Annotated in this window: 25 protein-coding genes; 13 read left to right on the top strand and 12 right to left on the bottom strand. The window is 44.3% G+C overall.

The features are described from left to right. Positions 1-178: 178 nt before the first annotated feature. Entirely contained in the window at positions 179-1,813 is a 1,635-nt protein-coding gene (locus AC1DXC_RS20780) for a carboxylesterase/lipase family protein (protein WP_477461104.1), read from the bottom strand. Between the two features lie 140 nt (positions 1,814-1,953). Here AC1DXC_RS20780 and AC1DXC_RS20775 point away from each other — a divergent pair, with 140 nt between their 5' ends. The 3 genes from AC1DXC_RS20775 (at position 1,954) to AC1DXC_RS20765 (ending at position 3,488) form a co-directional block, all read left to right on the top strand. Further along, positions 1,954-2,682, top strand: a complete 729-nt coding sequence (locus tag AC1DXC_RS20775) for an NUDIX hydrolase (RefSeq protein WP_477461103.1) — start codon at positions 1,954-1,956, stop codon at positions 2,680-2,682. Between the two features lie 19 nt (positions 2,683-2,701). Then, the gene (locus tag AC1DXC_RS20770; RefSeq protein WP_477461102.1) at positions 2,702-2,980 is read left to right on the top strand and encodes an Rdx family protein; all 279 of its coding nucleotides are present in this window, start codon (positions 2,702-2,704) and stop codon (positions 2,978-2,980) included. 70 nt (positions 2,981-3,050) lie between these two features. After that, the gene (locus AC1DXC_RS20765) at positions 3,051-3,488 is read left to right on the top strand and encodes an RrF2 family transcriptional regulator (RefSeq protein ID WP_477461101.1); all 438 of its coding nucleotides are present in this window, start codon (positions 3,051-3,053) and stop codon (positions 3,486-3,488) included. A gap of 160 nt (positions 3,489-3,648) precedes the next feature. On the opposite strand, the gene AC1DXC_RS20760 is transcribed toward AC1DXC_RS20765, so the two are convergent. Further along, the gene (locus tag AC1DXC_RS20760; RefSeq protein WP_477461100.1) at positions 3,649-5,157 is read right to left on the bottom strand and encodes a tetratricopeptide repeat protein; all 1,509 of its coding nucleotides are present in this window, start codon (positions 5,155-5,157) and stop codon (positions 3,649-3,651) included. Positions 5,158-5,361: 204 nt separating this feature from the next. Here AC1DXC_RS20760 and AC1DXC_RS20755 point away from each other — a divergent pair, with 204 nt between their 5' ends. Beyond that, positions 5,362-5,571 (top strand): hypothetical protein, encoded by a 210-nt coding sequence (locus AC1DXC_RS20755; RefSeq protein WP_477461099.1) that lies wholly within the window; start codon positions 5,362-5,364, stop codon positions 5,569-5,571. A gap of 518 nt (positions 5,572-6,089) precedes the next feature. Here AC1DXC_RS20755 and AC1DXC_RS20750 read toward each other — a convergent pair. Then, the gene (locus AC1DXC_RS20750) at positions 6,090-6,809 is read right to left on the bottom strand and encodes an RluA family pseudouridine synthase (RefSeq protein WP_477461098.1); all 720 of its coding nucleotides are present in this window, start codon (positions 6,807-6,809) and stop codon (positions 6,090-6,092) included. Between the two features lie 140 nt (positions 6,810-6,949). Between AC1DXC_RS20750 and AC1DXC_RS20745 the strand changes: the two genes are divergently transcribed. The 6 genes from AC1DXC_RS20745 (at position 6,950) to purE (ending at position 11,504) form a co-directional block, all read left to right on the top strand. Further along, positions 6,950-7,441 carry a hypothetical protein gene (locus tag AC1DXC_RS20745; protein ID WP_477461097.1) on the top strand — a complete coding sequence of 164 codons (492 nt, stop codon included), beginning with the start codon at positions 6,950-6,952 and terminating at the stop codon, positions 7,439-7,441. Between the two features lie 150 nt (positions 7,442-7,591). Next, complete coding sequence (locus AC1DXC_RS20740) at positions 7,592-8,731, top strand: 5-(carboxyamino)imidazole ribonucleotide synthase (protein ID WP_477461096.1); 1,140 nt, start codon at positions 7,592-7,594, stop codon at positions 8,729-8,731. Positions 8,732-8,743: 12 nt separating this feature from the next. After that, entirely contained in the window at positions 8,744-9,430 is a 687-nt protein-coding gene (locus AC1DXC_RS20735) for a hypothetical protein (RefSeq protein ID WP_477461095.1), read from the top strand. 14 nt (positions 9,431-9,444) lie between these two features. Further along, entirely contained in the window at positions 9,445-9,981 is a 537-nt protein-coding gene (locus tag AC1DXC_RS20730; RefSeq protein WP_477461094.1) for a hypothetical protein, read from the top strand. 141 nt (positions 9,982-10,122) lie between these two features. Next, positions 10,123-10,962 carry a redoxin family protein gene (locus AC1DXC_RS20725; protein WP_477461093.1) on the top strand — a complete coding sequence of 280 codons (840 nt, stop codon included), beginning with the start codon at positions 10,123-10,125 and terminating at the stop codon, positions 10,960-10,962. Between the two features lie 50 nt (positions 10,963-11,012). Further along, positions 11,013-11,504, top strand: coding sequence for a 5-(carboxyamino)imidazole ribonucleotide mutase (gene purE / locus AC1DXC_RS20720; RefSeq protein WP_477461092.1), 492 nt, complete (start codon positions 11,013-11,015; stop codon positions 11,502-11,504). Positions 11,505-11,733: 229 nt separating this feature from the next. Here the strand turns inward: purE and trxB are convergent, their stop codons facing one another. The 6 genes from trxB to AC1DXC_RS20690 all read right to left on the bottom strand — a co-directional run bounded on the left by trxB (position 11,734) and on the right by AC1DXC_RS20690 (position 17,646). Continuing rightward, positions 11,734-12,690, bottom strand: a complete 957-nt coding sequence (gene trxB, locus AC1DXC_RS20715) for a thioredoxin-disulfide reductase (RefSeq protein WP_477461091.1) — start codon at positions 12,688-12,690, stop codon at positions 11,734-11,736. A 97-nt stretch (positions 12,691-12,787) separates the two neighbouring features. Continuing rightward, the gene (locus tag AC1DXC_RS20710; RefSeq protein ID WP_477461090.1) at positions 12,788-13,756 is read right to left on the bottom strand and encodes a toxin-antitoxin system YwqK family antitoxin; all 969 of its coding nucleotides are present in this window, start codon (positions 13,754-13,756) and stop codon (positions 12,788-12,790) included. A 16-nt stretch (positions 13,757-13,772) separates the two neighbouring features. Beyond that, positions 13,773-14,663, bottom strand: coding sequence for a toxin-antitoxin system YwqK family antitoxin (locus AC1DXC_RS20705; RefSeq protein ID WP_477461089.1), 891 nt, complete (start codon positions 14,661-14,663; stop codon positions 13,773-13,775). A 4-nt stretch (positions 14,664-14,667) separates the two neighbouring features. After that, positions 14,668-15,843, bottom strand: a complete 1,176-nt coding sequence (locus AC1DXC_RS20700) for a dipeptidase (RefSeq protein ID WP_477461088.1) — start codon at positions 15,841-15,843, stop codon at positions 14,668-14,670. 132 nt (positions 15,844-15,975) lie between these two features. Next, positions 15,976-17,061: a S1C family serine protease gene (locus tag AC1DXC_RS20695; protein ID WP_477461087.1), complete on the bottom strand. Its 1,086-nt coding sequence runs from the start codon at positions 17,059-17,061 to the stop codon at positions 15,976-15,978. A 15-nt stretch (positions 17,062-17,076) separates the two neighbouring features. Beyond that, the gene (locus AC1DXC_RS20690) at positions 17,077-17,646 is read right to left on the bottom strand and encodes an RNA polymerase sigma factor (RefSeq protein WP_477461086.1); all 570 of its coding nucleotides are present in this window, start codon (positions 17,644-17,646) and stop codon (positions 17,077-17,079) included. A 504-nt stretch (positions 17,647-18,150) separates the two neighbouring features. Between AC1DXC_RS20690 and AC1DXC_RS20685 the strand changes: the two genes are divergently transcribed. Together AC1DXC_RS20685 and AC1DXC_RS20680 are read left to right on the top strand one after the other, a co-directional pair. After that, on the top strand, positions 18,151-18,336 hold the full coding sequence (locus tag AC1DXC_RS20685; protein WP_477461085.1) for a hypothetical protein: 186 nt from the start codon (positions 18,151-18,153) through the stop codon (positions 18,334-18,336). A gap of 108 nt (positions 18,337-18,444) precedes the next feature. After that, on the top strand, positions 18,445-18,681 hold the full coding sequence (locus AC1DXC_RS20680; protein WP_477461084.1) for a hypothetical protein: 237 nt from the start codon (positions 18,445-18,447) through the stop codon (positions 18,679-18,681). 100 nt (positions 18,682-18,781) lie between these two features. Here the strand turns inward: AC1DXC_RS20680 and AC1DXC_RS20675 are convergent, their stop codons facing one another. Then, complete coding sequence (locus AC1DXC_RS20675) at positions 18,782-19,240, bottom strand: PA2169 family four-helix-bundle protein (protein WP_477461083.1); 459 nt, start codon at positions 19,238-19,240, stop codon at positions 18,782-18,784. An 89-nt stretch (positions 19,241-19,329) separates the two neighbouring features. Then, positions 19,330-19,500, bottom strand: a complete 171-nt coding sequence (locus AC1DXC_RS20670; RefSeq protein WP_477461082.1) for a phosphatidate cytidylyltransferase — start codon at positions 19,498-19,500, stop codon at positions 19,330-19,332. Between the two features lie 476 nt (positions 19,501-19,976). On the opposite strand from AC1DXC_RS20670, the gene AC1DXC_RS20665 reads away from it, so the two are divergent. Beyond that, complete coding sequence (locus tag AC1DXC_RS20665) at positions 19,977-21,464, top strand: ATP-binding cassette domain-containing protein (protein ID WP_477461081.1); 1,488 nt, start codon at positions 19,977-19,979, stop codon at positions 21,462-21,464. Here the strand turns inward: AC1DXC_RS20665 and AC1DXC_RS20660 are convergent. Continuing rightward, on the bottom strand, positions 21,461-22,117 hold the full coding sequence (locus AC1DXC_RS20660; protein WP_477461080.1) for a hypothetical protein: 657 nt from the start codon (positions 22,115-22,117) through the stop codon (positions 21,461-21,463). The genes AC1DXC_RS20665 and AC1DXC_RS20660 overlap by 4 nt on opposite strands. Positions 22,118-22,247: the final 130 nt, after the last annotated feature.

Below are 22,247 nucleotides of genomic sequence, written 5' to 3'. Positions count from 1 at the left end.
TTTATTTCCTATCGGCTACAAAGCTTTAACCCCTAACGGGGCATCCCTTCCATATAATAAAAAATGGAGGACCTGATAGCAATTGGCGCATTGCAGCAGAAAAAAGCGGCAAGACAATTTAAATACAAAAGCCGCCGGTAATTTCTTACGGGCGGCTTTAAACGATAGTGTCGGCTAATTATTTCAAATATTCTTTATCGAGGAACACGTACCGGCCTCTAAGTTGAGGGCCTTCCTGCTCTAAAATAGTCTTAACATCTATGTTGATAAACGACACCGCGCTGCCTTTAGTATTCGCGATCCATTTTGGCACGCCAGCACCATTGGGGTTGCCCGTTTTAATAAAATTGGCGAAATAGGTTTCCATTATATTAGATACCTTGTAGTCATCCGGCCCCCACTCATAGGTTAGGTTGGTGGCCAGGTTGCCCATGGCGTATTCTATTTCTGAAGCGTGTGCCGCGCCGTTATAAGGTTGCGGCCCTTTTGGCGGCTCCGGCTTGTTGCCATCGCCTGCGATGATACCGCCTGCAAAGCCGGGCTTGGCGTTGCCCATCTTAGCCGTCATGGCCGGGCGCGGGCGCGAAAACAGGTAACGGTAAACCGGCTTGCCGCTGGTTTGGGTATGCAAATCAGCCCATTTCCAGGTGCTGTAAGATATAAAGCGGTCGCTGGCCAGCTCCGTGGCCGATTTTATTACCTCCTCCTCGGTTGCGCCGGGGTATAGTTTCAACACCTCGTCGGCTTTATCGCCATAAAACATTTTCAATTGCTTCAGGTAGTTCTCGGGTGTTGGCGGCAGGCCATACATCACCGCTTGATAGGGTATCTCGGCCGAGTTCCAGCCAACCAGTAGCGGTACTTTTGCCTGCTGGCCCGCGGCAAATACGTCGGCAGGTTTTTTGGTTAGGAAATAGCCATCTATCACTGGCGACGAGGTTGGCGGCATACCTTGTTTTGAAGCTACCTCTAACAGTTCTGATGCGGGTATGGCGCGCAGTGCCGCCAAAGTGGTAGCCCCCGCCTTGTCGCCGAATTTGATGCCGTTCGCTTCAGCATCTGTTAATGGTATAGCAGGCAAAGTGGGTTTTATCATGGCACCGCTTTCGCCTATGGCACCGGCTATCAGGTTTTTTGATAATGGAGAGGCCATCTGGGCCGAAACCGCTATCGATCCTGCGGATTCGCCTGCGATGGTCACCCGTTTAGGGTCGCCGCCGAACGCTGCTATATTGGCTTGCACCCAGCGCAAAGCTGCATTTTGATCCATCAGCGCGTAATTGCCCGATGACTGGTGCGGCGACTCTTTGCTTAGTTCCGGATGCGCCAAAAAGCCGAAAACGCCCAGCCTGTAGTTTACCGTAAGCGATATGATGCCGCGTTTGGCCATGCTCTCGCCATCGTAACGCGCTTCCGAGCCATCGCCGGCGACAAAACCGCCGCCATAAAAGTAAACCAGCACGGGCATCTTCTCTTTAGTTCTTTTGGCAGGCACCCATACGTTAAGGTAAAGGCAGTCCTCGCTCATGCCCGGCGAGCGGAAACCCATATCGCCAAACACTTTTTTCTGCATGGGGTTGTAGCCAAAGGTGTCGCATTTGCGGATGCCCGCCCACCCGGCTACCGGCTGTGGGTTTTTCCAGCGTAGTTCCCCAATGGGTGGCTGCGCAAATGGGATGCCCTTAAAGCTTATCACGCCCGATTTTTCACGCACGCCCTCCAATTGGCCGTTGCTAATTTTCACCAGCGTTTGCGCCATTGCGGCCCCGGCAAACGCAAACGGAATCATTAATAAAAATGCGATTTTTTTCATCTGATATTTGATTTATAATTGGTTTGGATTGAACTGTGCCAAAAGCCTTCCAGCGAAGGTTTTATTATTGTATCATTATGTTACAATAATAATTCGTAACATTGGCATTATCAAATTTATTTGAGGCGGCAGGCAAAATAATGAGTAGCACTAATATATCAACCGAAAGCAGCGCGGCGGGCGAAGGATTTATCCCCCACCTGGCCATAGATGCCGTGATATTCGGGTTTCATGATAACCAGTTAAAGGTGCTACTGATGCAATACAGCATTACAGGCCTGCACGCCCTTCCCGGAGGTTTCGTTAAGATTACCGAGAACCTTGACGATGCCGCCAAACGCGTAGCTTCAGAACGTACAGGTTTAAGCAACATCTACCTGGAGCAGTTCCACGTGTTTGGCGATGTTGCCCGGCACGATCCTACTCCTTTCATATCTTTTATGGAAGCCGATGGCAGTACCCATAACCCCAGGCATTGGCTGCTGCAGCGCTTTATCAGCGTAGGCTATTTCGCGTTGGTGGATTTCACCCTGGTTACTCCCACTCCCGATAAGATATTCGACGACTGCGGATGGTATCATCTTAATGCCCTGCCGACATTGATACAAGATCATACCGCTATAATACATAAGGCTCTTGAAGCATTAAGGGTAGTGCTTGATGATAAACTGATTGGCTTTAACCTGCTGCCCCGCGATTTTACCATGGGCGAGCTGCAAAGCCTCTACGAAACCATATTGGATAAAAAGCTGCTGCGCCCCGCTTTCCAGCGCAAAATGCTTGGCCTGGGCATATTGGAGCGCGTGGCGAAGAAATTTAGCGGCGGCGCGCACAAAGCACCGTATTTATATCGTTTTGTTTATAAATAAGTTGTTACTTTTATAACCGATGAAACCTACGGTTATTATAGAATACTGCCCAAAATGTAACTGGCTGCTGCGCGCGGCATACATGGCGCAGGAATTACTCACTACCTTTAGCGACGACCTTTTTGGCGTTACCCTGCAACCAAGTGAGATTAGCGGTCGTTATACCATATATGTGAATGCGGAAGTACTGTTCGACAGGAAAACCATTGGGCGTTTCCCGGAGATTAAGGAATTGAAACAATTGCTGCGCGATGCGGTTAATCCGGGTAAAAACCTGGGGCACTCAGATAAATCCTAATTTTATACTAATTTTTCAGCTGTTAGCTTAACAAAATTTGTTTACGTAACTTTGTCGCTTAATTTTTCAAATGCTATCCAAAAAAACGAAATACGCTATAAAAGCACTGGTTGCCATGGGCAAAAACATGGACAAACCGCCGATGCAGATATCGAAAATTGCCGAAATAGAGAAAATTCCGAAGAAATTTTTGGAACAGATACTTTTAGACCTGCGCAACGCAGGGTTTTTGTACAGCAAAAAGGGTGCTGGCGGCGGTTACAGCTTAAATAAAGACCCAAAAGACATTTTTTTGGTGAGTATTATGCGAATTACCGATGGCCCGATAGCTATGGTTCCTTGCGCAAGCATCAATTTTTATCATCGTTGCGATGAGTGCCACCAGGAACACACTTGTGGCATACGCGACGTGTTTATTGAGGTGCGCGATGCTTCGCTCAAGATACTTTCAGAAACCAGCATAGCCGATATTATTGCGAGAGAAACCGGCCTGATAGGCATTGTTTAGTGATTGGAGTTTAGAGATTGTGGGGAGAGGTTGTTTAATCGCTCTTGCTTTTGCTGCCAACAAAGTTAAAATTGGCAAGGCCAATCCGAGATCGGACGTCTAGGAAATGTCAAATTAACAAACCTCTAAACTCCCGCCTCCAATAATAAACCCCTAAACTCTATTCATTTATCTTCTCAGAGATATTCTTGATGGCTTCGTCCAGCCGCTTGGCAGAGCTTAGCAAATATTCTTCGCATTGCTTGTACTCTTCTTTGTTATTATCGCTATGTTGGATAATATCCATTATGCCCAGTATATTAGTGAGGTGCTTGCGTACCTCGTGCGAGTTGATGAACGCCAATTCGGCCTTTTTGGTTGCGAACAATAACTGTTCGTAGTGCCTTTTTTGTTTCACGTTGCGGTAAATAAGCGCAATGGCTACAATGATGAGCGCAGCAACCACTACCATAAATATCAGCCAAAGGCGCTCCTTTTCGTAAACTGCAGTACGCTGGGTGTAGGAGTTCTCGGCCTCATCTATCCTTATCTGCGACGATATATCCCCCACTTTCGCCAGCCTCAGATTATTCTCCTGCGATTCTTTAAGGGCTAGCATAAAGTTATATGCAGCCAGTTTTTCATCGCCTTGTTTCTCGGCTATCTGCGCAAGCAGTTCATATAAGTGGTATTTTATTTCGGGGTGGTTATTAGCAGAAGCAACAATCAGTTGCTCATCTGCCTTCTTTTTGGCCGAATCGAGCTGCCCGTTCATAAAAAAGGCGTCTGCCAGGCGCTGGTCCTCAGTTTCGTTATAAATGTATTTGGGGTTCTTTACCAACGCCTGTATTTGTTTTATAGCTAGCGGGTAATCACGTTTTAACAGGGTAATATAATAGGCGGTGCGTTGGCGGTAGTTAAAAATTTTATAATTCTTATTGCGCGGGTCGTTCAGTTTGGCATGATAAGCTTTCAGCGAATCGAGGTTATTCATCCTGAAATAATTTTCCGACTTATTATAATATAATACGCTCGATAGCAAAGTCATATTTTTTTCGTCGTTGGCAATAAGCGCCAGGGCCTTATCCAGGTAGTTTAAAGATTGCGTATAGAAGCCCGATTTATAATAAAGATCAGATATATTGATGTTGAGCGATGCCTGCGGACGGTTATCCTTTAGCTTATCCTTCAGTTTCACTACTTCTTTTTTTGCTAAACGGTAGCTATAGATGGCCGCTATGAAGTTCCCCTGATCGGTTTGGATGAACCCGAGATAGGTATAAAATTGAAATAGCAGGTGCGCATCGTTCCGCCGCTCGGCTATCTGGATAGCCTTGTTCATGTTGAGTTCGGCATCCTTCAGGTTATGTTGTTTGTAAAGCGCAAAACTGGTCATGAAGGTAGCAAAGGCATCCCTATCAACCATCGCATATTTGTTAAACGCCTGATTAAAAGTATCTTTCACGGCACTTAACTTACTAAGTTCAGAGGCTTGTATGTAATTCTTTATAAAAAGAACCAGCCTTTTCTGCCGGAGGAAATCATCCTTTTGCTGAAGAATATTGGCTAACGTATCCTGGTTTATCCTGGGCTGATGAAAGGGCACAATAGTTGTAACAGGCACATTTGCCTTTAACACAAAAGTAACTAGGAGGGGAAGCGTAAAAGCGATAAGGAGCTTTCGGAGCATGTAGTATATTTTCTATAAATTTACGCTTGCCTTTGATAAAAACAAATTAAATGAAAATATAGATTTTTCTTTTTTATAAGTTTTTTTTAAACCTTTTAAAAAAAACCACGTATTAATACTTGGTTAAATATAAATGTGTATATTTACAAAAGTTTTTACCGACTGATTCACAAATAAACCAGATAACATATAATTTATACGATAATGAAAAAATTAATACCTCTGATGTTGCTTATCGTTTCTGTAAGCATCTACTCTTGCCAGAAAGAACACAGCGTTAAGCCAGCTTCTATGGGTTCTATCTCTGCTAAAATGAAAAAAGACACTACTCCGCCGTCGTTTAAAGTATCAAGAGATACTACTCCGCCGGCAAGTGCAACTATGTCAAGGGACACTACTCCTCCATCGAAATAATCATTTCTTTTAGAGGATTTAGATATACCAGCCTGTGCATTTATGCACGGGCTTTTGTCGTTAACAAAAATCATGAATGAATACAAATTACGACGCACGGTTGACGTCCTTATTACGGCAATGAGCAATTCTCTTTTGCGTCGAAAGAAAATCCGGCCGATATACCCACCGGATGTTTTTTAGCTCGCAACAAGCCGGTTACTGAGCGCAACTAGATAATAAAATCACTTATTTTAATAAAGCGCAAAGGTATTAGGCTTTAGAAAATATGCCCGGAAGTTAAAATGATAAGCCAATGTGGGCGATTATTCCCGCTATCATATTTGTCTTTAAGTTAATCGGAAAAACACATGTTTTGCCTGACAAGCAAACAAAAACGCAAATATATTGGCTAAAACCCTGCCTTAAGGGCATCAATTGGCATGGTTCGCTAAACACTGTTTCGTGTAAGGCTTACATGGCAAACCAGTCCCAAACCGGGGGCGTGTTTCGCAAAAAAACACCGGAATGGCTCGCGGTTAACTATCGAACTTATCCAACAGCTTCAACAGCGTTTCAAAATCTTTTGGGTATGGCGCGTGGATGGTTATATCCTCGCCGTTTACCAGCTTAAATGTTACCTCGTAGGCGTGCAGGGCAAAACGCTTCATTATCGGCAGTTCTTCCTGATCTTTACCCAATTGGTATTTGCGTTTTAATTTTGATAAAAATACGGGGAGTCCTTTATACATCTCGTCTCCCGCAATAGCGGCACGCTGCGATGCCAAATGGATGCGTATCTGGTGCATCCGGCCAGTTACCGGGCGGCACTCTACCAGGGTATAATGCTTATAGTACTTTAAAGATTGGAACCAGGTCTCGGCGCGTTTGCCATCTTGCCTGCTGATGGTTACGTTGCCCTTACCCACGTTGAGGATAGGCAAATCGATGAAGAGTTCCTCGAAAACGTGTGTGCCATCTATAACGGCATGGTACACTTTCTTCACCTTGCGCCGTTCAAATTGCATGCTTACCGCGCGGTAAGCCTCGGGGTTCTTGGCAATAATAAGCGCGCCGGAAGTCTCTTTATCAAGCCGGTGACATACCTGCGCATCGTCGCTGTACTGCTTGGCCAGGCGCAGCATATTTATCTCGCCGCCCTCGCGCTCATCCAGCGAACTGATGAACGGGGGTTTATTTACTACGATGATGTCATCGTCTTCAAAAAGTATCAGGTCGGCAAATTTCGGGAACTTCATATTTTAGTATAGCCTGCAAAAATACGCTTTATTAATTTAATACGCCGCATGGACGTAACGGGCAGAAAACAAAATATGCCGGCTTCCTGTTATTATCTCTGAAAAACAACATTAACCATTTACCTAAAATAACACACGCCATGAGCACATCAAAAACACAACCCGATGAAAAGGGCTTTTTCGAAAAAATAAAAGACACGATAGAAGAGTTTTGGGAAGGCACGAAAGATACTGCCGAAGATCTGAAGGATAAAGCCGAAGACAAATTTGAGGATATCAAAGAATCGGTTACCACTAAAAAGAAAATCGCCGCCAAAAAGGCATCGGCGACAAAAACCGCCGTATCCAAAAAAGTAAACGATACCGCCACCAAAGCTAAAAAAGAAGTTGCAGAAGTTAAAGCCAAAGCAGCTACCAAAGCAAAAGCGGTAACAGCAGAGGCAAAAGCAACCGCAGCCGACATTAAAGCCAAAGCAGATGACAAGGCTAAAACAGTAGCAGCAAAAGCTAAAGATACTACCGCTGAAATTAAAAAAACGGCAACTGCTGCAAGAACAAAAGTGGCCACAAAAGCTAAAGCAGCAGCAAAACCAGCTGCTACAACGCGTAAAAAGGCGGTAGCCAAAGCTTAGGCTATAACTCTTTTAACAATATAGTAGGGCCTGCCATCGGTTGATGGGGGCCTTTTTTTTGCTAACACACCAGCCGAAGCTGTACACACGGCAATTATTAGCCGGCTAAATAAGCATTTCAAAAGATTTAGGTTAAATTTGCGCCATAAAATGAAAGCATTCTACGGCGATTTACGATTAGGTATCTTAGGCGGTGGCCAACTGGGCCGCATGCTGATACAGCAGGCCATCAACTACAATGTTACGGTTAAAGTGTTAGACCCCGACCGCGAGGCCCCCTGCCGCCGGCTTTGTAACGAATTCATCGTTGGCTCGCTTAGTGATTACGAAACCGTGTATAACTTCGGCAAAAAGGTAGATTTACTTACTATAGAAATAGAGAAGGTAAACGTAGATGCGCTGGAGCAGTTGGAGAAAGAGGGCGTGGCGGTTTACCCGCAATCGCGCATTATCCGTTTGATACAGGACAAAGGCCTGCAGAAGCAGTTTTTTAAAGAGAATGAAATCCCTACTGCCGAGTTCCAGATCATTTCATCGGCACAGCAACTAAAAGAAAGTCATATCCCGTTCCCGTATATCCAGAAGCTTCGGCGCGATGGCTACGACGGCAAGGGCGTTTATAAAATACTGGACGAAAGCTACCTGGCAGGTGCCTTTACCGAGCCGAGCCTGGTAGAACGCATGATAGATTTTGAGAAAGAGATTGGCGTAATAGTAGCCCGTAATGAAAATGGTGAGGTAAAAACCTTCCCGCTGGTAGAAATGGAGTTTAACCCGCAAGCCAACCTGGTGGAGTTTTTAATATCGCCATCTACCCTACCCTTCGAGGTGCAACAGGACGCCGAGAATATCGCCAAAAAAATAGCCGAAACCCTCAATATAGTTGGTTTGCTGGCTGTGGAAATGTTTTTGGATAAAAACGGCAAAATACTGGTAAACGAACTTGCCCCCCGCCCCCACAATAGCGGCCACCAAAGTATAGAGGGCAACGTGGTATCGCAGTTTGAGCAGCACCTGCGCGCCATATTCAACCAGCCCCTGGGCGACACCGCATGCCTCAGCAACGCCATTATGGTAAACGTATTAGGCGAGGCCGGATACGAAGGCCCCGCCGTTTACCAGGGCATAGAAAAGATATTGAAATGCGCGGGCGTATATGTACACCTTTACGGCAAAGCCTTAACCAAGCCCTTCCGCAAGATGGGGCATGTTACCATTATAGATAACGACAGGGAGAAAGCAATTGAAAAGGCAAGGTACGTGCAGGAAACGCTTAAAGTTATTGCATAGCCTTATGCTGTAATGAAAAGAATTGTCCTAACCCTATCACTTCTGGTTTTTTCTGTTAGCGCTTTTTGCCAGCTTAAATATACGCTGGACCTAAAAGGACTAGCCCAAATAAATTTCCCGGATACACCGGAAGTAAATAACCCCACGCCCGAAGTTGTTGTTTTTATTGCGAGAAGCGATGCCCCCGGATACATGGCGGCGGTCTCTCCCGCACGCGTTAGCGTGAAAGAAATGCTGGCCGGGGAGGGTTTGGAATCTATTTACAGCGGCTGTATTGAAGGAAGCCTGAATGTTAGTAAAGGGAAACTGCTGTACCGGAAAAATGTGCTGATCGATCAATTAAAAGCCGTAGAATTTGCTTATAAAGCAGTTGGAACCAGAAATACTTTTTATGCTTACAACCGCGTTTTATTCTTGAATGACACTTTGTTAGTGTATTCCCTTATTTCTTATACACCATTAAAACAGGGGGATGAAAACATCCGTAAGTTTTTCAGCACTTTTAAGCTGAAGCTAAAGCCTGAAAATATACGGCAAAACACCTCTACCGAACTGGCTTATAAAATGGGGACAATTTCTGGCAAAGCAGCCGCAACATCTCTTATGTTGCTGGCGGTTGTTTGCGTAATTTTGCTGATTAAAAAATTGTTTTTTCGAAGGGCTGAAAAGCATTGGGACGAAGATGGTTTTAAAGAATAAGTAGTTTTTAAGGAATGATGAAAAGAATAAGCAGCATTGTATTCTTATTAATGTTAGCCGCAAACATAGCATTCGCGCAAACACCTGTTAAACAGAGTTTGGTTGATATTGCTACTTTAGATTTCCCTGAACAGCCTAACGAAAAAAATGTGGCTGGCGTGGGTAAAATGTTCCGGCTGGTAAAACCGACGCAAAGTTACAACGCCCTTGTCATAAATATAGATACTGCAAAGTCCGTGATTAAAACGCGCCAGGACCTGGACTTATTTTATTCGGGCGTGGTAGATGGCGCAGCAGATTCTACGGAACGAAGGAAGCTGTTATATGTTAAACAGATAATTGTTGGCAAATACCGCGCTGTGGAGTTTAAATTTCTTGATACCTCTACTCCGAGGAAATTCACCGTTTATGCACGTGCAGTTTATCTCGACTCGAATTTATTCATGTACAACTTTACGGTTTACGACGATACCATCGCTGGCCTCGATGCTGAACGTGAACGATTTTTAAATTCTTTCACAATAACCAAAACAACTGCAAAGCAGTTATAAATAAGGTTCAAAAGAAAAAAACCGTATAATATATCGGAGTAAAAGTATGGTTCGTCACGCTATTTCGCCGTTTCGTCACTTTTCCTTCCGAAAACCCTCCCGGTGAGGTAATATTGATTTAAAAATCAAAACACCTTACCAATGATCAGATCTAAACTTTTTTGGGCGGGCGCAATTTTGCTGTCGCTCATCCCCCTCATCGTACTCGATATCCCCAAGCATTACATCGATTGGATGAGAGAAGTGCATGATGAAATGATAGAAACGGTTTATAATAGCTATCATTTAAACCAGGTACAAAAAACACAGATCCTCGACCACATTTTAGCCGCCAATACCAACCTGATGGCAATGATGTATATCAAAAGTTTTTTTGGCATAATTCTTTTAGTTGCAGGCATATGGTTGTTTCTGCTCCATAAAAAACAACGCGGGTTTCAATTTTGGAAGGCATCAGGTACTATAATACTGCTTTTAACAGCAACAACGGCTGCCAAAATATTCTCGTGGTATAGCTTCGCTGGTGATCAAAAAATAAAATTATTAAACCGCTCATCTTCCGACACCACCCTTCAAAATATCTACAACGCCAATTTTAAAGGCAAAGTAGTGTATGTTGATTTCTGGGGTACTACCTGCGGCCCCTGCCTTGACCAGTTCCGAAACTTTACAAAACCGCTTAAAGAAAGGTATAAGAGCAGAAAAGATATAGCCTACCTGTACATTTGCGGCGGGCACGAAGCAGTGTGGCGGCAACAATTAACAAAATACGATATCGAGGGTTCGCATATCTTCCTCGATCCGGAAGAATACACCAGCCTTTACAAAAAATCGATCATAGGAAGTAAAGACACATTGGTAGCCATGCCGAGGTATTTGATCATAGACAAAACCGGTAAAATTGCAGAAACGAGCGCGGCAGAGCCGAGCGATAAGGATGCGATATCTCGCCAACTTGACAAATATTTAGCATTTAATTAAAATTTGAGCATTTTTGAGGAGGCAACATACAAGCCTAAAATTTTACAGAAATGAGCCAAGCAAAAATTGCCATTATCATGGGCAGCAAATCCGACCTGAACATTATGAAGGACGCTGCGGATGTACTGAAAGAACTGGGTGTAGATTACGAAATAACCGTGGTATCGGCACATCGCACGCCCGACAGGATGTTTACTTACGCCCGCGCTGCTGCCGACCGTGGCATAAAGGTAATTATAGCCGGTGCCGGCGGTGCTGCGCATTTGCCGGGTATGGTGGCTTCGTTAACACATTTACCTGTAATTGGCGTACCCGTAAAATCGAGCAACTCGATTGATGGATGGGATTCTATCCTGAGCATACTCCAGATGCCGAACGGCATCCCGGTGGCTACAGTAGCGCTTAATGCCGCAAAAAATGCAGGGATTTTGGCTGCGCAGATATTATCTACTGCAGATGAACAACTGGTGATTAACCTGAAAGTTTTTAAGGAAGAATTGGCCAGGAAGGTTGAAGAATCGGCTAAGGAAATGGAGTCTTAAATACCGCGTCATTGCGAGCGAAGCGCGGCAACCCTCGGCAGGAAGGTGCACTGAGCAGAGCGGATTTGCTCGACGGATTTGCATATCCGCCCTGCTTACCGATGATTGCTTCGTCGCGCCTCCGCTAAGCCCCACGCACCGCTCCTGAAGGACGTTGGGAAATGAAAAGCCCTAAGTTTTGAATCAAACCGACTCATGACTTAGGGCTTTTGACTTAAGGCTGAAAAAATTACGCCGTTACCACGTGCTCCTTACCGGCAAGGTAACGCTCAGCATCTATAGCGGCCATACAGCCTGTGCCTGCAGCGGTTACTGCCTGGCGATAGATATGGTCTTGCGCATCGCCGCAGCAAAATACGCCTTCAACGTTGGTTTCGGTAGAACCGGGACGGGTGATGATATAGCCCGTAGCATCCATGTGCAGCCAATCGCGGAAGATGTCGGTATTGGGTTTATGGCCAATGGCAACAAAGAAGCCGGTAGCATCCAAAACAGAGGTTTCGTTAGTTACGTTGTTGCATACCTTAACGGCATTTACGCTTTGTCCATCGCCGAGTATCTCAATGGTATCGGTATTATAAAGTATTTCGATATTCGGGGTGTTCAGCACACGGTGAACCATGGCTTTTGAGGCACGGAACTCATCGCGGCGAACAATCATGTACACTTTGCGGGCCAGCTTAGCCAGATAGGTAGCTTCTTCGGCGGCGGTATCCCCTGCCCCTACTATCGCTACATCCTGCCCCTTAAAGAAGAAGCCATCACACACAGCACAGGCCGATACGCCAAAGCCGCTGTATTTCTGTTCAGATTCTAATCCCAGCCATTTTGCAGATGCACCGGTAGATACGATAACCGTATCGGCCAGGATGGTTTTGCTTTCGTCAACCACCACTTTGTGTGGCAGCGACGAAAAATCTACCGAGCTTACGTATCCGAAACGGATATCGGTACCCAGGCGCTCGGCTTGTTTGCGAAAATCTTCCATCATCTCGGGCCCCATAATACCATCCGGGTAACCTGGGAAATTCTCTACATCGGTAGTTTGGGTAAGCTGCCCGCCGGCCAGCATGCCAGTGTACATTACCGGCTTAAGATCCGCACGCGAAGCGTAAATAGCCGCCGTATAACCTGCAGGGCCCGAACCAATAATAAGGCATTTAACGTGTTCTATATCTTGTGACATTGTTGTTATTCTTTCTGTGAAATATGATGCGAATTTACGGTTTATCAGAGAGCGGGGCAATAGGCAATGGTCAGCATATTGCCATTGTTAGAGCAAATTAATTGGTACGATACATGACAACCGGGCGCAGCTGTATCCGCCGCTTTTTGTCGACTGCTACGGTGAAAGCCAGCAGGTAAGCGTGGCCGATTACTGCTTTATCTCCCGGTTTTACTTTTAGCTTGTACGGAGCAGAAAGCAATGTATTAACCAGCGCCGTGTCTATTTCCATCGTACTTTCTACCAATATCGATGGCTTTGCAAGGCTACCGTCGGCAGCAATAGTAAAACCATAACTCGCATGGAAATCTCCGGCGCTACTAAAAAGGGTATTAGTAAGCTGCCGGTTGGTGTATTTTGTCAGGTCGGATAAAAACGATACGCTATGCGACAGCATTTCATCCTCCACCGGCGGGGCAGCCACCTGCTTTACGATGTTATCATTTTGGTAGGTGTAGGTTTGCATCAGTTGACCATCAGAGGCATATAAGTGCCATTCCCCTTCTTTCAGGCCATCTGTATAGTTGCCTTCAAAGGATATCCTTCCGTTAACCCCAAACATTTTATACGGTCCGTTAAGTTTCCCTGCTTTGTAATTGCCTTCCGTTTTAACGCCACCGCTCAATGTATCATACTCCATCCACTCGCCCCACTTTTTCCCGTTGATGTAGCTACCGCGCGATGTCACGATATGGCCGGAAGAATGAATCGTATCTATCCTGTGCAATTCGAAGTTATATGTAACGCGAACGCTGGGTCCTAATAAGGCATAGTAAGTAAAACGGCCATGTCGGATAGTCAGTTTTTCATCTTTATAGTTTTCGATTGCCATCAACCACCCGCTCATAGCAAACTGATTGACAGACCAAACACTATCCGTTGCAGCTTTCGTTATTAAAAAGTAACTATCGGCGCGGGCAGAGTCTACCGGTTGCCCATGGCTGTCGACATATTTACGGGATGATACTTGCGCATACCCGGCGCATGCAAGCAGGCAAATCAAAAGCGTTAAAGTGTACCTCCGCATTATATTTTTAAAGTTGTTAGTTATCGTCGGTGTACCTGTAATGCAAAATCAGGTTTACTTTTCCCTGGATAGGAACACTTTTTTTCGTTGCCGGAGACCATTTGGGACTATTGACTATGGCATCCATAAGCGTCTTTTTCAACAAAGGGTCTTCAGTTTCTATCATAGGGTCTACAAGCGACCCATTGGTTTCTACGGTAAAAGCAATACGCACAAACCCTTTTACCTGCGGGAAGCCCGATTTTCGTAAGCTCCTAAAGAGATAATTTTCGTAATTATAACGTGGAGCAGCGTTCATAATTTGGTCGGTGCGTTCAAAATCTTTTTGCCTCACTCGATTACCGTTCTTATACAGTTCGTGGGTTTGTATGGTACTATCGGGGTAATAAAAATACCAATCGCCTTCTTTACGGCCCTTTACATAATTGCCCGATGAGCCAAGGCGGCCATCTTTATAAAACCCATAGTATGGCCCGTTAAGGGTATCGGCTGTGTATGATTTTGAATAAACTGTTTTTCCCTCAAAATTAAAATCTACCCATGTCCCTTCCTTTTTCCCGTTTAAATAGTATCCCGTACTTATAGGTTTAAGCAGCGTATCCATATAGCTACCCTTGCCGGCAGCATAAACTTTTACGATAGATGTTTCATAAAACGTTGCCTTTCCGTGTGCTGTAGCCAAATCTTCGTCCAAGTAAGTACCTTTAAATAGCAGATTATCTTTCATATCAAACTTGGCGGCATACCACGATGAATCCTGAAGTTTTTTGTAAAGAAAATAGCTCACCGCTTTCGATGAATCTTTAGTAACCTCACCCCATTTGTTGATAAAACGTTTTTGAAATTGGGCAAACGCATCAGGCGAAAAAACAAACAACACAGCCAGTAATAACAGTATTCGCTTCATTACACTATTTCCCCTTATTAGCTTTCAACACCCTGATAAAATTACCACCCAATATCTTCTCCACATCCTTTTTAGAGTAGCCAATATTGAACAGTTCGGCAGTTATTTTAGGATAATCGGTAACGCTATCCAGCCCCAGCGGGTACGATTCTGCACCGTCGAAATCAGAGCCGATGCCTACGTGGTCTACACCCATCAGTTTCACCATGTAATCGATGTGTTTGATGAGCATGCTCAGCGGCGGGCGCAGCTGGTCGGCTTCGGTTTTGTTAAGTTCGTTGAGGCGGATGCTGGCCAGGTCGTAGTCTTTATAAATTACCCTTAACGAATCGAACTGCGGCTTGTGCCTGGCCATAAAGGCGGCGTGCTTACCCTCGTAAGTACTATCGATAAAGCCGCTGTAGAAATTAAGGAACACCACGCCGCCATTATCGGCAATGGCTTTCAACTGGTAATCTTTAAGGTTGCGGCGGAAGGGGTTCAAAGCATAAGCGCAACTGTGCGATGCGATAACCGGCTTGGTGGTGATGGCCATCACATCCTTAAAGGTTTGTTCGCCGGGATGCGAAAGGTCTATCATTACCCCTTCGTCGTTCAGTTTTTTTACTATTTGCCTGCCCAGTTCGGTAAGGCCTTTGTGTTGCATGGTATCGCCATGCAGGGTTTCGTCGCGCGCGGAGGTGGCCCAACTGGTGCTGTTGTTCCACGTGAGAGTGAGGTAACACATGCCGCGTTTTACCAGGCTGTCTATATAATCTAACCTGTCTTCTATCATGTGGCCGCCCTCCACGCCCACCATGGCAGCCAGTTTATGTTTCTTTACGGCTTTTTTCAGGTCCTTTGCGGTGGTAACCAGCATCATCTTATCCGGGTTGCGGTTGATAAGCGCCTGCAGCGAATCTATCTCGCGGTTGGCATAGGCGTAGGCGGTACCGTTGCCATACTGGTCGCCGCACCAAATGGAGAAAACCTGCACATCAAGCCCCCCTGTTTTGGCGCGCACCAAATCGAAATTACCGGTAGCCTGCAGTTTGCCCGCATCGTTACCGGTTATCAGTTCGTTGGAGATGATATCGTTATGAGTATCAACCAAAATGGCTTTCTGATGGATTTTTTGGACATCCTGGGCCGAAAGTTTTAAGGCAGATAAGAAAATTAAGGGCAGCAGCAGTTTTTTCATGCTTGGAAGATAGGAAAATCTGCGGTGATTTTTCAAATCAAAAAACTGAGGCGGTGGTTGTAACTGGTACGTTACAAAAAAAGGAGAAACAATTGCTTGCCTCTCCCCTTAATATATGGTAGATTTTTGGAGTTACTGTTTATAAACTTTTACCATGAACACATAGTTACGAATCTTTTTTATCTGCTGTGTCCTGCTTAAACCCGCAAGCGTATTTTTTGTATTCAGATTCAAAGTTCTATCAAGCGAATCCACCGGGATGGCCTGTATGGCCTTAAGGAGGTAGTTAGACTTTACAGCAAATGCTGCGCCTGATGTTTGGGTTTGCTTACCATTAATAACCCCGATAATGTTTCCCTTATCATCAATTAACGGGCCACCGCTGTTACCCGGATTTACGGGTATATATACTTCATATTCGGTACTGTCTCCATGAAAACCAGTACTCGCAGTAAGAGCACCCGGGCCAAATTTAATTGTACTACCAGGATAACCCAAGGTAAAAACATTCTCACCTAAATCACTAATCGACTTTTTAAAACCATAAGGCACAGTACCAAGGTTTTTAAAAGCCGTATCAACCACCTGTAATATTGCTACGTCCGATTCAAGGTCTGTATAAATAACCTTAGATTTAAACGACTCCCCATCTACATTTTGCACGTAAACAGAATCGGCATCAGCAATAACATGCGAATTGGTAACAATATAGCCATTACCAGATAATGCAAACCCTGTTCCTCTAAAGCTTGCATTATCAACAGGCCCCCTTTTCGGATGGGTTGCATTAATAAGCGGTTTGGTGGCCTTTTCAAGCTCTTTTACCTTATTTGCCAGGGGGACAAACCGGGGATCCTGATTGGTAAGGTATCCGGTAAAAAACAAGGTAAGCAACGTTGCAAATATCGCTATCGAAGCAGCTACCGATATCTTAGAATGGTGCTGCCTCCATAAACGCACCACTAACGATGGGTGCGACATTAAATCCTGCGCCAGGGTATGCACATCTATCTCATCATGGATGGCGTTCAGCCTTAGCTCCATGTTATGCCTGTCGTTATATTGCCTCAGTAAACCGGTGAAATGCTTGTGCTCCTCCAGTTTTGCTTCAACCGCTGCATCCTTGTTACGTAATGCATCAAATTCCGCACGTTCCTCAATGGTCATTTCACCGTTAAGGTACCGTTCGATCATCTCTAATAGTTGATCATTTTTCATTCTTCGCCCCTCTTTCTAGTGTTGCTGAAAAAACAATTTCTTTAGCCTTTGCAGGCACTTGTATTTCTGCGTTTTCGCGTTATCCGCGTTTGTATAGCCAAACCGTTCGCATATATCCTGCATCGATTTGTTGTGCATGTAAAAATCTTCCATAATGGTTTTGCAGGGCTCGCCAAGCAGTTTTAGGGCCTCGCCCATCTTATTGAGCTGCAAATCCCTGTCCTGGTGCTTTTCAACCTCATCTTCTACCGGCAGGTGGTCCTCAAAATCCTTTATATCGCCGCCGTAGCGGTTCATCTGTTTAAGCCGTTTAAGCCAAAGCCTGCGGCAGATAGAATAGATATAGGTTTTGAGCTTGCTGCTCAGTTCGAAATCGCCCCGTTTAACCTTATTATAAAGAACTATAATCGCTTCCTGGTAAACATCCTTTGCATCGTCCTCGTTACCGTTATTATTGATTACGAGCTGCAATATCATCGGAAAATAAGCCAGGTAAAGCTTTTTTAACACGATGTCGGAATTATTAAGGATACCCAGTATTACTTCGCTATCCGCCGGTATATCCACATTAAAATGATTATTCACTACTTAATACGCTTTATACTAAATTGTAACCCAATATTATCAACTATTTTTTCTTAGCGGGAAAATTAAGATACCGCCCACGATAATCGGCCCGAACGGAGCCATAAAATCAACCTGCAATATCGGGTTAATAATCCAAAGCTGGCCTGCTGCAACTGCATAATTTTGCTACCCTCCCGTCAATAGCCTTGCTTTTAAGCCCTTGCGATTGCAACGAAAATAGCCGCCCATGCAGCGGCCATTTTCCCAAATGTTAATTGGGTTACCTTTTAGCCTTATTGCTTATTAATAACGTGGCCCGCAAAAATGTGGCTACCCAGATAAATACACGCAACAGGCAAGACAAAATCAAAAAAAAATTAAAAGGCGGGTTACCTTTTTGATAAACGGGTATTAACTAAAAAACATCGCTTTAAGTATTTGATTTTCAAATACTTAAAACAAGTATCATTATCGATATAGAACTGTTATCAATTAATTTCAAACATAATCAACAAACACAACATGAAAAATTCATTCAAAATCGCATTCTTAGCTTTAGCCATCGCCGTTTCTGCAGCTGCCTGCGACGGCAATTCGAAAAAAACCACACCCGACAGCCCTAAAGTTGATAGCCCGAAGGCCGACAGCCCTAAAGCCGACAGCCCTAAGCTTGATAGCCCTAAAGTTGACAGCCCGAAAAAAATGTAATCATTAGCCTATTTGGGCACAAGTTTTACTAGTTTTTCAAAAAAAGAGGTAATCGCATATTTTTTTTAAAATATGTGGGTTACCTTTTTCAATTAACGGTATTAACCCATGAAAACTATTAAAATCACTTTAAAAAACACAAACATGAAAAATTCATTCAAAATCGCGTTTTTAGCTTTAGCTATCGCTGTTTCTGCTGCTGCTTGCAAAGGTTCTTCAACTACTGGTGCTGCTGATAGCCCTAAAGCTGATAGCCCTAAAGTTGATAGCCCTAAAGCTGATAGCCCTAAAGCTGATAGCCCTAAAGCTGACAGCCCTAAAGTTGATAGCCCTAAAAAAATGTAATCATTTTGCTTCAACGCAAAAAAGCCCTCTGGTTTATTCCAAAGGGCTTTTTTTGTTGCTATCTATTACTGATCGGGCATCTGTGTACGCCACGATACCTTTAATACACGGTACTATCGCGCAAGGCTTTTATTTTGTCATGCGCCTGGTTCAATACAAACAACTGGGCGCTTATGAGCTCGCGGATGTAAGCCGGCAGGCCTTCCTGGTCTAGTGCTGTTTGATAAGCTTTGCTGATAGCATCTTCGCCAAATTCGCACTCCTCTAAAATGCTATGCGTACTATGCCCGCTGAACGCAGCCTTCAAATCGAGCCAGGTACGGTGCAACTTTCCGCTGGTAGAGGTGCCCGTTTCGATATCCTTGCCGGAAGCAGCTACTTCTGTAGCCAGTTCCATTTTTAAGCGGTGGCTCTCGCCAATCAATCCGGTAAACGTGGCTTTCAGTTCTGCATCGTCGCCGCCTAATTCTTTTATGGCGTGTTCGAAGCCGGCTATGCGGTCGTTATTAATCAAAATCAGGTCGTTTAATGTTTCGACTGTTGCTCTTGTGTTTTCCATTGCTCTTCCTCCTTTTCAATAAAACCCAAAAAGAAAAATATTGTTTAAATTAATAAACAATATCCTGGGGTTAAACACAAAGCTTATTATTATTGCTTCCCCCTGAATGCAGAAATAATCCAAAGGATAATGCCGATTACTACGATAACGGCTATAATGCCAACAGCAGCCCCAGCTTTAAAAATACCGGTAATAACCGAGCAGCTACTGAGAGCGCAAGTGGCCACAAAGATTAATGATAATAAAGATAATTTTTTCATGGTAGGTTATGATGAATTTTTATTCACCAACCCATACAAGAACCGCACCTAAATCACAAGGTGGGTATTTAGCTTAGTTTTCTTCTATATTGCCGGCTTCTGCAGGTAAAAACCGTACAGCAATCAGTACAATAAACAAGCTCGCAGCAAACAATGGTACAACTGTTTCCAGGATTGATAGTAAATTCATCACAAGAAAAATTAGCGGTGCAAAGCACCATTAAAAATTTAGTTAGGCATATCGGTTGCCCGGCTCAAATAAGGATGTTTTTCTTAGATAGGAACCCTAATGTATAGAATTAGGATCGATAAAAAAAAGATTTTATGAAAAAAAGATGAAATTTTTATCATAAATAATTTCTAGGGAAATAAAAAAACTATTAATTAATGTTAACTATACATTTAATTTAAGTTAGGGCATCCCCACTGTTGCACGTACTAATTAAAACCATGTAAATTAGCCCGCTATAAAATATATGCATACACTATTATCGCTAAACAGCGTCGGCGTAAAATTCAACGCAACACAGGTAATTAGCAATCTAAGCTTTCATGTAAATCAGGGTGAGCATTGGGCTATAACCGGCAAAAGCGGCTCGGGCAAAAGCGTTTTGCTACAGGTAATCGCCGGCAATCAAAGTATTAGCAGCGGCAAAATCACTTATTATTTTACCGATGGCAATAACGCCCCGGCAATAGACTTCCACCCTTATATTGCTTTTGCAGGCGCGCGCCATCATTTTAAAAACCTATCCAACACCAGCAACCTGTACTACCAGCAACGCTACAATTCCTCCGATTCGGAAGATGCCCTTACCGTTGCGCAATACCTTGGCACCATAAAAACCAATACGCACAAACCCGTTTACTGGTATTTTGAAAAAACCATAACCGCACTAAACCTACAGCACCTGCGCGATAAGCAGGTAATAAAGCTATCCAACGGCGAAACCAAACGCCTGATGATTGCTGCCGCCCTGCTTAAAAACCCCACACTATTACTGTTGGACAACCCGCTTACCGGGCTTGATGTGGCAACCCGCCAATACTTCAACCTGTTACTGCAGGAGGTTAGTGCATCGGGCATTACGCTGGTGATGGCTACTTCGGCACATGAGATACCCGATGTAATTGGTAATGTTGCGGTTTTGGCAGATGGCAGCATCAGCCAAAGCCTAAGCAAAGCTGATTTTTTAACCAACCTAAGCACCCAACCCGATAAGCCGAATGTAGATGCCGCTGCACTGGCCGCGCTTATCCAAACGAATGCGCAACCGCATACCTATAACCAAATAGTGCGCATGCGCGAGGTGGTAATCCGCTACGGCGATAAAACCATCCTTAACCATATTAACTGGCACATTGCCCCCGGCGACAAATGGGCCCTGCTGGGCGCGAACGGCGCCGGGAAAAGCACCCTACTAAGCCTCATCAATGGCGATAATCCGCAGGCCTATGCGAATGACATTGTTTTGTTCGACAGAAAACGCGGCAGTGGCGAAAGCATCTGGGACATTAAAAGCAAGATAGGTTTCGTATCACCCGAATTGTACCAATACTTCCCTACCGATAATTCCTGCCTGCAGGTGATAGAATCGGGCTTTTACGATACGTTGGGGTTGTTCAGGCAAAGCAGCCCGGCAAAGGCCGCATTGGCCTTAAGCTGGATGAAAGCTTTAGAGATAGATAAATACGCCCGCGTACTATTAAAAAACATACCCGCCAGCGCGCAACGCTTATGCCTGTTGGCGAGGGCACTCATCAAAAACCCGGCCCTGTTGGTTTTCGATGAACCTTGCCAGGGACTGGACGACCACCAACAACTCCACTTTAAAACCGTGGTAGATACCATTTGTGCTATCAGTAAGGTAACACTGATATACGTAACCCATTACCAGCACGAGATACCCGATAGCGTGGACAAGGTGTTACGGTTGGATAAGGGAGAGACAGTGGACAGTTAGCGGTGGGCAGTTTGCAGGTTGCGTTTGCGGCGGATGGAAAAAAATATCATCAATATAAACGCGATAAGCGACGGCCAAAAAGGCGTTACAGCGCTTAGATATTGGTGCGCGTTATCTGCCAACGATGGTTCTGGCTTAAACACATAAGAATTTCCGCAAATAAAAAATGGAGGGCCATTTTCTTTTGGGCTTGCGGTACCGCTTCGTGAATGCGGCAAATAAAAAAACACTTTATCCCGGTAAGGCATAAAACTTATTTTATAATCAAATCCAAAGCCTGCACCAAGTATATTAACCAGGTTATCATAAGTTGATTTGCTTGTCAAGGTAACCGTAACGCCACCTGTTTTGTTATTTGACGAAATCAGCTGCGCACATAATATCTTAAGCCGAGTAATTGTAGCACTATCGTGGCTATTAATACCTGTTAAAGTTAGCTGCGAAAAATTTTTGAACGTTTTGATATCTATCTTAGCCGCCTTCATATTTTCATTCCAGTCCTTTATGCTGGCATCATCGCTCCAGGCTACGTCCATCATTGTCCATCTATCCAATTTGCCAATATAAGCCGCATAGCCTATGCACATCAAAGGCAAAAACACCAGGCTAATTAGCCCGGGGAAGTAAAATCTGGTAAATGGTTTTCGTTTCATGCTTAGGTTATCCAAATTTACATATATATAAACGGAATAAAACGATTTGTAGGATTTTGATTGCGTTCTAGTCCATTAATTCTGTAAACGACAATGAATCATCCTGAAAACCTTAACCAAAACAATCTTA

It is taken from the genome of Mucilaginibacter sp. P2_D11, assembly GCF_056404435.1.
Note: the sequence above shows the minus strand (reverse complement) of the source record. Positions and strands in the feature narration are given on the sequence as shown.